The organism is Naumannella huperziae (assembly GCF_054073625.1).
The window spans coordinates 597,009-609,751 of sequence record NZ_JBSXPH010000001.1 but is presented as its reverse complement, the minus strand read 5'-3'; the positions used below and the strand labels follow the sequence as shown (position 1 = coordinate 609,751).

15 protein-coding genes are annotated in these 12,743 nt (G+C 72.3%); 5 read left to right on the top strand and 10 right to left on the bottom strand.

Annotated features, from left to right (window positions below; translation table 11 throughout):
• Positions 1-2: 2 nt before the first annotated feature.
• Positions 3-554 (bottom strand): hypothetical protein, encoded by a 552-nt coding sequence (locus ACXDC7_RS02910; protein ID WP_179444902.1) that lies wholly within the window; start codon positions 552-554, stop codon positions 3-5.
• Between the two features lie 61 nt (positions 555-615).
• Between ACXDC7_RS02910 and ACXDC7_RS02905 the strand changes: the two genes are divergently transcribed.
• Entirely contained in the window at positions 616-1,644 is a 1,029-nt protein-coding gene (locus ACXDC7_RS02905; protein WP_179444903.1) for a YdcF family protein, read from the top strand.
• A 19-nt stretch (positions 1,645-1,663) separates the two neighbouring features.
• Positions 1,664-2,710, top strand: a complete 1,047-nt coding sequence (locus tag ACXDC7_RS02900; RefSeq protein ID WP_459221115.1) for an NAD(P)-binding domain-containing protein — start codon at positions 1,664-1,666, stop codon at positions 2,708-2,710.
• Between the two features lie 256 nt (positions 2,711-2,966).
• Here ACXDC7_RS02900 and ACXDC7_RS02895 read toward each other — a convergent pair whose 3' ends face one another.
• Together ACXDC7_RS02895 and ACXDC7_RS02890 are read right to left on the bottom strand one after the other, a co-directional pair.
• Entirely contained in the window at positions 2,967-3,374 is a 408-nt protein-coding gene (locus tag ACXDC7_RS02895) for an ArsR/SmtB family transcription factor (RefSeq protein ID WP_459221114.1), read from the bottom strand.
• A gap of 48 nt (positions 3,375-3,422) precedes the next feature.
• A complete protein-coding gene (locus tag ACXDC7_RS02890; RefSeq protein WP_459221113.1) occupies positions 3,423-4,406 on the bottom strand; it encodes a TIGR03557 family F420-dependent LLM class oxidoreductase in 984 nt (327 codons plus the stop codon).
• Positions 4,407-4,473: 67 nt separating this feature from the next.
• Here ACXDC7_RS02890 and ACXDC7_RS02885 point away from each other — a divergent pair, with 67 nt between their 5' ends.
• The gene (locus ACXDC7_RS02885) at positions 4,474-5,133 is read left to right on the top strand and encodes an HAD family hydrolase (RefSeq protein WP_179444907.1); all 660 of its coding nucleotides are present in this window, start codon (positions 4,474-4,476) and stop codon (positions 5,131-5,133) included.
• A gap of 11 nt (positions 5,134-5,144) precedes the next feature.
• On the opposite strand, the gene ACXDC7_RS02880 is transcribed toward ACXDC7_RS02885, so the two are convergent.
• A complete protein-coding gene (locus tag ACXDC7_RS02880; protein ID WP_218843775.1) occupies positions 5,145-5,273 on the bottom strand; it encodes a DLW-39 family protein in 129 nt (42 codons plus the stop codon).
• Between the two features lie 112 nt (positions 5,274-5,385).
• On the opposite strand from ACXDC7_RS02880, the gene ACXDC7_RS02875 reads away from it, so the two are divergent.
• On the top strand, positions 5,386-5,964 hold the full coding sequence (locus ACXDC7_RS02875) for a DUF4352 domain-containing protein (RefSeq protein WP_179444908.1): 579 nt from the start codon (positions 5,386-5,388) through the stop codon (positions 5,962-5,964).
• Positions 5,965-5,967: 3 nt separating this feature from the next.
• On the opposite strand, the gene ACXDC7_RS02870 is transcribed toward ACXDC7_RS02875, so the two are convergent.
• From ACXDC7_RS02870 to ACXDC7_RS02845, 6 genes are all read right to left on the bottom strand, one after another.
• Positions 5,968-6,687 carry a trimeric intracellular cation channel family protein gene (locus ACXDC7_RS02870; protein ID WP_179444909.1) on the bottom strand — a complete coding sequence of 240 codons (720 nt, stop codon included), beginning with the start codon at positions 6,685-6,687 and terminating at the stop codon, positions 5,968-5,970.
• Between the two features lie 9 nt (positions 6,688-6,696).
• Positions 6,697-7,023 (bottom strand): thioredoxin, encoded by a 327-nt coding sequence (gene trxA / locus ACXDC7_RS02865; RefSeq protein WP_179444910.1) that lies wholly within the window; start codon positions 7,021-7,023, stop codon positions 6,697-6,699.
• Between the two features lie 98 nt (positions 7,024-7,121).
• Complete coding sequence (trxB, locus tag ACXDC7_RS02860; RefSeq protein WP_179444911.1) at positions 7,122-8,171, bottom strand: thioredoxin-disulfide reductase; 1,050 nt, start codon at positions 8,169-8,171, stop codon at positions 7,122-7,124.
• Positions 8,172-8,370: 199 nt separating this feature from the next.
• Positions 8,371-10,662, bottom strand: coding sequence for a YhgE/Pip family protein (locus ACXDC7_RS02855; protein ID WP_459221112.1), 2,292 nt, complete (start codon positions 10,660-10,662; stop codon positions 8,371-8,373).
• A gap of 20 nt (positions 10,663-10,682) precedes the next feature.
• A complete protein-coding gene (locus ACXDC7_RS02850) occupies positions 10,683-11,354 on the bottom strand; it encodes a hypothetical protein (protein WP_179444913.1) in 672 nt (223 codons plus the stop codon).
• Positions 11,351-11,980: a TetR family transcriptional regulator gene (locus ACXDC7_RS02845; RefSeq protein WP_179444914.1), complete on the bottom strand. Its 630-nt coding sequence runs from the start codon at positions 11,978-11,980 to the stop codon at positions 11,351-11,353. The genes ACXDC7_RS02850 and ACXDC7_RS02845 overlap by 4 nt, the downstream gene beginning before the upstream one ends.
• A 141-nt stretch (positions 11,981-12,121) precedes the next feature.
• On the opposite strand from ACXDC7_RS02845, the gene ACXDC7_RS02840 reads away from it, so the two are divergent.
• Entirely contained in the window at positions 12,122-12,730 is a 609-nt protein-coding gene (locus ACXDC7_RS02840) for a hypothetical protein (RefSeq protein WP_179444915.1), read from the top strand.
• The last annotated feature ends 13 nt before the right edge of the window (positions 12,731-12,743 follow it).

The window sequence follows — 12,743 nt, the reverse complement described above, 5'->3', positions numbered from 1 at the left end:
GCTCAGCCCTCCTCGCGCCGCTGCCGGAACTGGTCGACCACCTCGTCGTCGGACTCCTCGTCGACCTTGCGGCGCACCCGTCCCATGCCGGGTAACCGGGACAGCATGTCGCTCAACCGCGCGGAGATCAGCAGCAGATCGTGCACATCGTCGCCCACGGACCCGAGCGTCTTCATGATCGGCAAGACGTCGGTGCGCAGGCTGTCGGTGAGCTCGGGAAGCTGGTCGACGAGCCCGACCAGCGCATCGACCTCGCGAACGTCGGTCGTCTCGGCCAGCCGATCGAGCACCGGGAGCAGGCGCGTGATGCTGGGCTCGATCGCCGCCGTCAGCGCATCGGCGCGGTCGACCACGGCGCCGGTCCGGGCCACCAGGGCATCGGCGCCGGCCTGGGTCTGCTCGATCCGGTCGATCACCGCATCGGTACGCCGGATCAGCGCCTCGGCGGAGTCCAGCAGCGCCAGCAGCCGCGGCAGGGCGGTCGCGGCGTCGCCGATGCTCTCCGCGCTCCGGGCCGCCAGTCCGACCACATCGGACGGTGTCGGTATCCGCATGGTCGGAGCCTAGTTCGTCGGGCCGACGGTTCTTCGGCGGGCGCCTGCAAGGATGGGTGTCATGTTCTGGGTGCCCGCAGCGGCCTTCGCCATCGCCGCAATCTGGTCGTGGCGAGTCGACCCCCGGCAGCTCCGGATCGGGGTGTTCGCGGTGTTCGCGGCCGGGTTCGGCGTACTCGCCCTCGCCTCCAGCGATGTCGGGATCGCCAGCGAGGTCGCTGCGGCGCTGGTGCTGGCCGCCGTCCTGGTGCTACCGGTGGCGGTGGTCGCGGCCGCGCTGTTCCTGATCGTGAACGGGTTGATCATGGTACGCAAGGAGCGGCTGACCCTGGGCAATCTGGTGTCGCTCGTCACCGGCGTCGGGATGCTCGTCCTGATCGGCGTGACCCTGGCCATGATCTCCCTGGGTTCGATCACGGCCGCCCTGGCAATCCTGATCATCCTCGTGGTCGGCTATCTGGCCTTCGTCTTCGTCTGCTTCGCGGCCTATTCGTTCATCTATTCGCGGCGAAGCCTGCGCAGCAAGCAGATCGACGCGATAGCGGTGCTGGGTTCGCGGGTGGTGAACGGCCGGGTGCCGCCGCTGCTGGCGGCCCGGTTGGCGCGCGCGGAACAGATCTATCGCGCCCAGCTCGGGGCCGGGCATCCGGCGCCGTTGCTGGTGCCGTCGGGCGGGCAGGGCTCGGACGAGTCCGAGCCGGAGGGCGCGGCGATGGGCAACTACCTGGTCGCGCACGGCGTACCGTCGACCGATGTGGTGCCGGAGACGGCGGCCGCGACGACGGAGCAGAATCTGATCTTCTCGCGGCGACTGGTCGATGAGCTGCGGCCCGGCGGGACGATGGTGGTCGTGACCAATGACTACCACGCCTTCCGCACCGCGCTGCAGGCCCGGCGGCTGCGAATCGACACCCACGCGGTCGGTGCGCCCACCGCCCGCTATTTCCTGCCATCGGCGTATCTTCGCGAGTTCGTCGCGGTGCTGCGGCAGAACTGGTTGTTGCACGCCGTGGTGATCGCCGCGCTGGCGCTGGGTGTCTTCGGGCTGTTGATCATCAGCCTGTCGCCGCTCGGCTTCCAGCCCAATTGATCATGGAGAAGAGCTGATCATGGCGTCGGTCGACGTGCTGGTGATCGGTGCCGGTCAGGCCGGGCTGTCGGTGGCGTACCACCTGGAGCGAAGCGGCATCGGCCACGCGGTGGTCGATGCGGAGGCGGGCCCGGGCGGGGCGTGGCGGCACCGTTGGCCGACGCTGACCATGGCCACCGTGAACGGGATCCGGGAGTTGCCGGGCACCACGCCACCGGCGGCCGATCCGGTGGCGCCGGCGAGCGAGGCGGTGCCGGCATGGTTCGGGGCGTACGAGCAGGAGTTCTCGATCAAGGTCGAACGTCCGGTGACGATCCGCCGGGTGGCCGATGATCATGGGCGGCTGGCAGCCGTCGCGGACGACGGGCGGGTGTGGTCGGCGCGGGCGCTGGCCAATGCCACCGGCACCTGGGGGAAGCCGTTCTGGCCGGCCGTGCCGGGCCGGGAGTCGTTCGCGGGATGGCAGTTGCACACGCACGACTATCCGGGACCACAGGCATTCGCCGGGCTGCGGGTGATCGTGGTCGGCGGCGGGATCTCCGCGGTCCAGCATCTGCTGGAGCTCGCGCCGTTGGCCGCGGCGACGCGCTGGGTGACCCGGCGGCCGCCGATCTTCACCGAGGGCGAGTTCGGCGAGGAGCGGGGCCGGGCGGCGGTGGCGATGGTGGCCGACCGGGTCCGGGCCGGGCTGCCGCCGCGCTCGGTGGTCAGCGTGACCGGTTTGCCGCTGACGCCGGCCGTGCGGGCGGGGATCGCGTCGGGTGTGCTGGAGCGGCTGGCGATGTTCGAGCGTGTGGTGCCGGAGGGGGTGCGCTGGGCGGACGGGCGTACCTGCCGCGCGGATGCGATCATCTGGGCGACCGGCTTCCGGGCGAGCCTGGATCATCTGGCCCCGCTGCACCTGCGCGAGACCGGCGGCGGCATCACGATGGACGGGCGGGGACTCACCCGGGTGGCCCGCGACCACCGGGTCCATCTGGTCGGCTACGGCACCGGCGCCTCGACCATCGGCGCCAATCGCGCCGGCCGTGCCGCGGCCCGCGAGATCGGAGAACTTCTCGGCTGAGGGTCGTCCCCCCTGCCCAGCCATCCGCGAACTCAACCGGCATCCGCGAGCCCAACCGGCACCCGCGAACCCAACCGGCACCCGCGAACCCAACCGGCACCCGCGAACCCAACCGGCACCCGCGAACCCAACCGGCACCCGCGAACGATACTCGGCCCGCACCTGCCGACTCAGCCCGCGGATCCAGGTACGCCCGCCCATCCATGAACCCAACCGGCACCCCCGAGCCCAACCGGCACCCGCGAGGGATCCCGGCCTACTCGTCGTCGGCGATGCGGAGGCTGCCGGCGGGGCTGTCGGCGAGGGGCGGGTCTGGCGCGAGGGTCCCGTCGGGGGCGATGTGTTCGAAGATCTGCGCGACGAGCGTCAGCACGTGCGGGTCGTCGACGGCGTAGAACAGGTGCCGGCCGTCCCGGCTGGCGCTGACGATGCCGGCCAGCCGCAGCTTGCTGAGGTGCTGGCTCGCGGTGGCGATGCTGACCCCGACCCGATCGGCGAGCGTACCCACGTCGTAGCGACCCTCGGCGGCCAGCGCGACCAGGTGCAGCCGCACGGGCGCCGCGAGCAGCGAGAACGTCCGCGCGGCCACCTCCAACTGGGGTTTGGTCGGGTCCAGCGGGCGTAGCCGGACCCCGGAGTCGTCGTCAGTGCCCGGATACCTCACCCGGGCATTGTCCCGCCATCGCGCAGGCACCGACGCCGGGCACCCCGATCAGAGCCTGCGCAACCGCTCCAGCAGCGGTCCCGCGGCCTCGGTCAGGAAGCGTTCCTGCGTACCGCCGCCGATCTGGATCAGCGCGACATCGGTGAATCCGGCATCGAGATAGCCCTGCACGGCTTCGGCGATCGCGTCCAGATCGGGGCCGCACGGGATGGCCGCCGCCACATCCTCCGGCGTCACGAGCCGGGTCGCCGCCGCGAAGCCGGCCGGGGTACGCAGGTCGGCGTTCACCGGCCAGCCGCCCGCGAACCAGCGGAACTGATCATGGGCGCGCGCGATCGCCGCGTCGGCGTCCGGGTCCCAACAGACCGGCAACTGGCCGATCGCCCGCGCCTGCTGCCCGATCTTCGGCGCGCCGTCGACACCGTTCCACTGCTTGATCAACTCGGCGTTCGGCTCGACGGCGATCAGGTGCTCGGCCAGCGGCGCGAACGAGGAGATGCCCAGTTCCCCGGAGATCGCGACGCCGATGGGTACGCCGTCCGCCGGCCGGTCCCACAGCCGGGCGGCGTCCACCCGGAAGTGCTCGCCGACGAAGTCGACCAGGCCACCGTCGAGCAGCGCGCGGATGATGTGCAGCGCCTCCACCAGCATCTCCTGCCGGGCGGGTACGCCGGGCCAGCCCTGTCCGATCACATGCTCGTTGAGGTTCTCGCCGCTGCCGAGCCCGAGGACGAATCGGCCGTCGGCCAGCAACTGGGTCGTGGCGGCCTGTTGCGCGACGACCGCGGGGTGATAACGCATGGTCGGGCAGGTGACGAAGCTGATCAACTCCACCCGCTCGGTCCGGTCGGCGACCGCTCCGAGCACGCTCCAGGCGAACGGCGCGTGCCCCTGTTCGGCGAGCCACGGCGAGTAGTGATCACTGCAGACCTCGAAGTCGAAGCCGGCCCGCTCGGCAGCCACTGCATCGGTGATCAACTGCTTCGGCCCGGCCTGCTCGGTCATCAACGTGTAGCCGAAACGTGCAGACATTCAGTATCCTCCACGCAGAAGTTGAAGTCGATATCTCGACACTACGCTCCGGGAGCGAGGACGCGCCATGCCCCCTGCCGAATCGGTCGACACGGTCCTGCTGGATGTCGACGGCACGCTGGTCGACTCCACCTACCTGCACGCCCTGGCCTGGCAGCGCGCCTTCGCGCGACACGAGCTGGCGCCCGAGTCGTGGCGGGTACACCGGGCGATCGGGATGGGCGGCGACCGGTTGGTCGAGGAGCTGTGCGGGGCCGAGGTCGAGCGGCGCCTCGGCGACGAGCTGCGCGCGGAGTGGGAGGACGAGTATGCCGCCCTGTTGCCGCAGGTACGCCCACTACCGCGCGCGGCGGACCTGGTCCGCCACCTTGCCGGCCTGGGGCTGCGGGTGGCGCTGGCCTCGTCGGGGAAGAAGCGCTTCACCGATGCCGCGATCGACTCCCTCGGCCTCGACGCCGACGATTTCGCCGCCGTCACCAGCTCCGAGGACGCCGAGGAGTCCAAGCCGCAGCCCGACATCCTGGGCGTCGCGCTGGAGCGGGCGGGCGGCCGGCGGGCCGTGGTGGTGGGCGACAGTGTCTGGGACATCGAGTCGGCGGGCCGGCTCGGCGCCGACGCCGTGGCCGTGCGTACCGGCGGATTCTCCGCCGCCGAACTCAACCAGGCTGGCGCCGCGCTCGTGGTCGATGACGTGGCCGCCCTCGTGGACGGCGAGTGGCGCCCCTGAGCGCCCGTCGGTCAGAGCGGGTCGGTGGCCTCGGCCCAGATCTCGGCCTCGACCTCGCGCTGTTCCTGGATCTGACGGCAGCGCAGTACGGCGGCGAGTACCGCGCCGACAACGGTGAGCAGGATCAGGATCTTCTTCATCTCGCCCAGCCTAGTTCGCCGGCTGCCGCGCCGACGCGGCAGATGGCCGAGACCTCGCGTACCGGCCGATAGACTGCGCGCGCCCCGCACCCGAATCGCCCGGAGGAACCAGATGATTCGCGTCCGCATCGGGCTGGCCGTCGCGGCGGCCGGCGTCCTCGCGGTGACCGCGTGTACGCCGCCGGGTCCGCAGCGCCCCACCCCCGCGCCGACATCGGCCGAGCCGACCTCCACCATCGACCCCGCCGACCGCTACGCCCCACCGACCGAGCCCCCCGCCGGCGACGAGTTCGGGCTGGAGGACGCGGCCCGCTACGAGGACGGGGTCCAGTTGCAGTTGGCGTCGATCACCGCGGGCACCGCCTCGGAGTCGATGACCGGGGCCGAGGGCACCGACGGCGAGATCGTCACCGCGGTGATCGAGGTGGTCAACGACGGCAACCGGTCGGTGAACCTGAGCAACTGGGTCGTCCAGGGCTATTACGGCGAGGCCGACGTCGGCGCGCAGCTAGTCGGCGACTCCGAGGGCGCCGTCGGCGACTCCTTCGAGGGTGCGGTCGGGCCCGGGCAGACCGTGACCGGAGCCTTCGCGTTCGCCGTTCCGGCGAGCGAGCTGGGCAATGTCACCGTCGCCGTCGACCGCCGCGACGACGTGAACGATCCCGTGCAGTTCACCGGCGCCGTGGGCTGAGCCTCACGACCGGGCGTCGGGCCGCCGGCGGCGGAGCAGGCGGCGCCGCTCGTCGCGCTGCGCCCGGCGTACCAGTGATCTGACCTGGTCGGTGGTCAGCTCGACCGTCAGCCCCGGTGGTTGCGGCAACTGCCAGCGACGCCAGCGGGCGAGCAGCGTGATCGCGGCGCCGACCACCGTGGCGATGATCATTCCCACTGTCGGGCGGAGCTCGGCGGGGGTGGCCAGCACGGCGAGGGAGGCCAGCAGGGCCGCGGTGGCGTACAGGGTATTGCCGCCGAAGATCGCGGGGACCCGGCCGATCGCGATGTCGCGGAGCATCCCGCCGCCCACCGCGGTGATCAACCCGAGCATGATCGCGGTCAGCGGGCCGTGACCCAGGCCGAGCGCCTTGACGGTGCCGGTGGCGGCCCACGCGCCGAGGCAGACGGCATCCATCGCGGCGAGCGCCCAGCGCCACGGTCGACCCTCGACGTGCAGGACGAAGACGAACGCGGCGCCGGCGAGGGCGGTGATCAGGTACGCCGGATCGATCAGCGCGACGGGCGGCCCGGCGGCGAGCAGGATGTCGCGGAGCATGCCGCCGGCCAGTGCCGACATGATCGCCAGGACGGCGAACCCGACGGGATCGAACTTCAGCGTGCGGGCGATGCTGCCACCGATGATGGCATTGCAGAGCACGCCCAACAGGTCGATGACCCGGAAGACGCTGACCAGCTCCATGCCCGAAGCCTAGGGGCAGAGCTGCGCCTCGATCGCCTCGCGAAGGACGGTCTTGGGCTTGGAGCCCTGGAAGGTGCGGACCGCCTCGCCGCCGGCGAAGATCTGCACGGTGGGCAGGCCGCGGACCTGCTGCTCGGCGGCGCTGATCGGATTCTCCCCGGTGTCGATCTTGACGAACTCCATCCGGTCGCCGTAGCGCGCCTCGAGCTCCTCGATGATCGGCTCGAGCTGGCGGCACGGCGTACACCAGTCGGCCCAGTAGTCGACCAGCACCGGCCGGTCCGAACCCAGCACCTCCGCCTCGAACGTGGCGTCGGTGACCTCACGCAGTCCCATCGGATGTCCTCCCCGTCTCGACGACCAGCCTAGGCGCCCCCGCCGACACCGCCGGATTTCTCATGAGCTGACCCCGGCCGGCGTGCCGCGGCGGCTGCTCAGGCGGTGATGCTGTCGGACAGGACGCCGCGGTCGGCGGCGGCGGGGGCGTCCTGCCCGGCCGCGATGTCGTCCAGGTCGGCGAGGTAGCGCTCGGCGTCGAGGGCCGCGGCGCAGCCGGAGCCGGCCGCGGTGACCGCCTGCTGGTAGGAGTGGTCGACCAGGTCCCCGGCGGCGAACACACCGGGCAGGTTGGTCCGGGTGGTCCGGCCCTCGACCAGGACATAGCCGTTCTCGTCCAGGTGCACCTGCCCCTTGACCAGCTCCGAGCGGGGGTCGTGGCCGATGGCGATGAACAGCCCCTGCGCGTCGAGATCGCGCTCCTCGCCGGTCACCGTGTCCACCAGCGTCACCTTGTCCAGCGACGCGTCGCCGTGCAGATCCTTGACGGCGGAGTTCAGGGCGAAGCTGATCTTGGGATCGTTCTTGGCGCGATTGGCCATGATCTTGGACGCGCGCAGCTCGTCGCGGCGGTGGACCAGGGTCAGCGACTTCGCGAACCGGGTCAGGAACGTCGCCTCCTCCATCGCCGAGTCGCCGCCGCCGACGACCACCAGATCCTTGTCCTTGAAGAAGAATCCGTCACAGGTGGCACACCACGAGACACCCTTGCCGGACAGCTCGTCCTCGCGCTCGATGCCGAGCTTGCGGTACGCCGAGCCCATCGCCAGGATCACCGTGCGCGCGGCATAGGAGTTCCCCGCCGCGTCGGTCACCTTCTTGATCTCGCCGGTCAGGTCGACCGACACGGCGTCGTCGGTGATCAACTCCGCGCCGAACCGCTCGGCCTGCGCCCGCATCTGGTCCATCAGCTCGGGGCCCTGGATGCCCTCGGCGAAGCCCGGATAGTTCTCGACCTCGGTGGTCGTCATCAAGGCGCCTCCGGCGGCCAGCGCCCCCTCCAGCACCAGCGGCCGCAACTCGGCGCGCGCGGCATAGATCGCGGCGGTGTAGCCCGCCGGCCCGCTGCCGATGATGATGAGGTCGCGCACGCGGTCCGGCTCGTCGGCCGCGCCCGGTGCACCCTCGGCGCTGGGAATCTCGATCATGTCGTCCTCTCCGGCAGTCCCCTGCCGATCCGTGCCCTGCCCGGCCCTCGCAATCCCCGGCCGCTCGCGGCGACCGGGGTCGCACCGGTCGATTCTATGCCGGTGACAACCGCCGCCCGGCCGGCATTGTTCCCTCGGCCGGGCGGTCGGTCCCCCGGGTGCGGCCGCCCCGGCGCGGCACGTCCCCCCGCGAGATCGCTCAGGGCGCCGGGATCGGCGGGGCGAGGTCCCGCGGGCCGAACCGGCGCCGCCGGGCGACCGTCCAGATCGCCAGCGCGCCGGCCGCCAGCGCCCAGCCCGCCAGCACCCCCACGCAGAGCCACAGCCGGTCGAGTTGCCCGCCGGAGATCGCGATCCGGTACGCATCGATCAGGTAGGTCATCGGCAGCAGCGGGTGCAACGCCCGGAAGAACGCGGGCAGGATCTCCGGCGGATAGGTACCGCCGGCCGCGGCCAGTTGCACGATCAGGGTGATCAACAACAGGGCCGATCCCGGCGTACCCAAGGCCAGGCGGAGCGCGCTCGCCAGCAGGCTGAACGTGACCGCACCGAGCAGCGTCAGTCCCACGAACGCCAGTGGATGCGCCGGGGCCAGGCCCATGGTCGCCCAGACGATCCCGATCATCGCAAGCCCGCCGACGACCGCGACCGCGCCCACGGGCAGCCATCCGCCGAGCGCCAGCCGGACCGGGTTCGCCCGGCCGGCCAGGGTCCGGGTCGCGATCGGCCGCATCACCAGGAACGCCGAGATCCCGAACACCCACAACGCGATCGAGAAGAACATCGGCGCCAGCCCGCGGCCGTAGTAGTCCGCGGGGTTGTCCACGGTCATCTGCACATCGGCGGGCGCCGACAGCACCTGCGCCGCCTCCTCGGCCTGGGCCTCGCTGATCACCGGCAGCCGCTCCAGTCCCCGGGACAGCCCGTCGTGCAGCCGTTGCGCGCCGTCGTCGAGCTGGGCGATCCCGGCGGAGAGCCGGCCGCTGCTGTTCCGGAGGGTACGCAGACCGCCGGCCAGCTCGCCCGCCCCGGAGTCGAGCTGGGCGGCCCCGTCGTCGAGCCGCCGCGCGCCGGCGGCGAGGCTCGATGCCCCGTCGTCCAGCGCGATCACACCATCGTTCAGCTCGCCCGCGCCGGCGGCCAGCCGGTCCGCGCCGGAGCCGGCGTCGCGCAACGATCCGGCGAGCCGCGCATTGCCGGCGGCGACCTGTTGCGCGCCGTCGTTCAGCCGGACCAGGTTGTTGCGGGCGGCGCCGAGGTTGTCCTCCAGCCCGTCGCTGGCGCGGATCCGGCCGTCGACGGACTTGGCGCCCGTGGCGATCCGGTCGGCCCGCTCGGCGATGCCCGAGGCTCGCTCGCTGGCGGAGTCGACCCGATCGGACAGGCGGCGGTAGGCCGGGTCCTCGCCCAGCTCGGGGTTCTTCTCCGCCAGCGCCTTCAGGTCGGCGTCCATGCCCGCCAGGTCGGTTGCCAGCGAATCGGTACGCCCGGCCAGCCGGCCGCTGACCTCGACGGCGTCGCCGCTGATCGTCTGCGCATCCGAGCGCAGTTCGGGCAGGACCGTGCGCAACGCGTCCAGCGGCGGCAGCACCCGGTCGTTCAACTGCTGGGTGCCGTCGGCGACCTGCCGGGAGCCGTCGGCGAGCTGGTCCGCGCCGTCGGCGGCCTTGCCGAGCCCGCCGGCCAGCTCTCGGGTCCCGCTGGCGAGGCGACCGCTGCCGGCGCGCAGTTTGCCGCTGCCCTCGGCCAGCCGGGCCGACCCGTCGGCCAGTTCGCCGGTCCCGGTGTGCAGCGCGGCGGCGCCGTCGGCGAGCTTGCCGCCCGCGTCGGCGGCCTGTCCCGCGCCGTCCGCGAGCTGCCGCGAGCCGTCGGCCGCGGTACCCAGCCCGTCGGCGAGCTGGCCGGCGCCGTCGTTCGCATCGGACATGCCGGATCTGATCTTGGTCAGATTGGCGAAGACGGCCTTGAAGTAGTTCTCGATGGCGGCCTGGTCGACGGCCTGGGTGATCGAATCCTCCGCCTTGCCCGTGATCGACCCGATCACGAATCCGTTGGCGTCATTGCGCTCGAGGAAGATGTTCGCCCGTCTCGGATCGTCGCCCGCGCCGCTGATCAGGGACTCGGAGAAGTCGGCCGGCACGAACACGGTCAGGTAGTAGTCGCCCTCGCGCAGGCCACGCTGGGCCTCCGCGCGGTCCACCACGTGCCAGCCGAAGTTGTTGTCCTCCACCAGCCCGTCGGTGAAGTCGCGGCCGGCGGCGATCGTCTCGCCGTTGTAGTCGACGGGCCGGTCCTCGTTGACCACGGCGACCGGCAGCCGATCGAGATTGCCGTAGGGATCCCAGTTCGCCGACAGATAGATCGCGCCGTAGAGCAGCGGAACCAGCGCGACGAAGATCAACGCGATCACCGGCAGCGGCCCGCGGAAGCGGCGCAGCTCGAAGCTGCCGAGCCGCAGCGCGCCGCCGCGTTGACGATCACGTTCGGCCATGTGCCGAGCATCGTTCGCCATCATCGTTCCTTCCCGGTCTGCCGGATCGGTGCTACCCCGTTGTGGATCACGTGCGCCTGCTCGGGCGCGACGCTCGCGTCGGTCACCCCGGCAAGCAACAACGTCGGCCCGAGCATCGGCGGTACGCAGTCGCGCAGCCACGCCCGGCCCCGGTCGTCCAGGCCGTCGCCGAGTCCATCGGTGATCAACGCCCGGGCGGGCCGGAGCAGCCCGAGCGCAAGATCGACGAAGGTACGCTCCGCGGGCGCCAGCGCGCCGATGTGGGTGCCGGCATCGAGGCCCACCCCGGCCCGCTCGGTCAGCTCGGTGAAGGCCCGGCGGCCCGCGCGCACCGACAGCCCCTCGAACAGGGCCCGCTCGTCGACGGCGTCGGCGATGGTCAACCGCGGCTCGGTCTCCACCAGGCCGGGGATCCGGGCCACCGCGGTCTCCTCACGGAGCCGACGGGCCCGGACCCGCGCCCGCTCGCCCTCGGTCCCGGCCAGCTCCACCTGACCGCGCTGCGGCCCCGCCCAGCGGCCGGCGCAGGCAAGCAGCAGCGCCGAGCGCACCGGACCGGGCGGGGCCTGCAGCAGCGTGTGGCGAACCAGTGCCAGATCCAAGGGCTCGGATTCAGCGTCGTTGACGGCGACCACCAGCGCGGTCGCCGTCAGCACGGGCGGGCGGGTCATCGCAGCACCTTGCCGATCAGCCATTCCAGCGTCGCGGTGACCTCGTCGGCGGTGATCGCGCCGGCGGCGTACTCCTGGGCGCAGGCCGAGACCTGTCCCATCAACACCACCGCCGCATGCCGGCACTCGGCCTCGCCGGCGAACAGGCCCAGCGATCCGAGCAGGCCCGTCAGGTCGTCGACGTGCTGGCGGCGGATCTCGGCGTACCGCTCCGCGATCGCGGGATCGCGCCGGGCCAGCGCGCGGAACTCGGCCAGGATCGCCTGCCAGCCCGAGGTGTTGCGCACCGGCGCGGCCAGCGCCGCGGCCAGCCGGGCCGGATCGTCGCCGCCCCCGTCGGCGAGGATCTGCCGGGCGGTGCCGAGCGCCGAGCCGGCGCTGGCATCGAAGATCTCGCGCCACACGGCGAGCAGCAGCTCGGGCTTGGAGCCGAAGTTGGAGTAGACGGCCCCCTTGGTGAAGCCGGCCGTGGCGGCGATGTCGTTCAGCGTCGTCGCGGCGTACCCGCCTTCTTCGAAGCGCGCCGCCGCCGTCTCGACGATCCGCTGCCGGACGTCCGCCCGGCGGGGCCGCGCGCCGACCGGGTCGGCCCGCCGGCCGGTGTCGCCCATGACCGAGTTGCCCATCTCGTCCCGCCTTCACACTCGATACCGCCGGTATTCGATACTCACGGTATGCACAGGAGGGGCGCCGGTCAAGCCCGTCGCGTACAGTTGCCGTCGGCCCGGAGCCAGCGGGCCGCCGTCGGTCAGCAGGGCAGGAGTGGAATGTCGCAGGATCCGGGCAAGCGGGCAGCGGGCGTACCCCGCCGTGACACCGCAACCCGCAGCACCACGAACCGCCCCGCCCGCCCGCGCGCGCTGCCCAAGCCCGCGCCCGACGCGCGCTGGCCCTTCATCGTCGCCGGCGCCGCGGTGCTCGCGCTGCTGCTTGCGGTTGCCACCGTCGGATTCCTCAGCCTTCGCCCGGCCGGTACGCCGGTCCCGACCGCGTCGCCCGAGCCCGTCGGCGCACCCGTGCTGCCACAGGAGCTCGGCGAGTTCGTCCGCGACCCGTCCGATGTCGCGAGCACCGACCCGACCGCCGACGAGGGCGCCCAGCAGGTCACCACGGGCCGCTACCTGCGCAACGGCGAGCTGTCCATCGTGGTCAGCGCGGTCCGCCCGGCCACCGATTCGCGAGCGGTGCTCGACTCGCTCGGTGCCACCGCGATCCGCGAGGTCGGCGGCGGGCTGTGCGCGCGCGAGCCGTCGCGCAATCTCGACGTCTGCGCGGCCACCCGCCGCTCGACCACCGTGGTCGTGCTCGGCTGGCGCGGGCAGACCCTGGACGAGCTGGTCGGCAATGCCCAACAGTTCGCCACAGCGCTCGGCTGATCCGGCCCGCCGG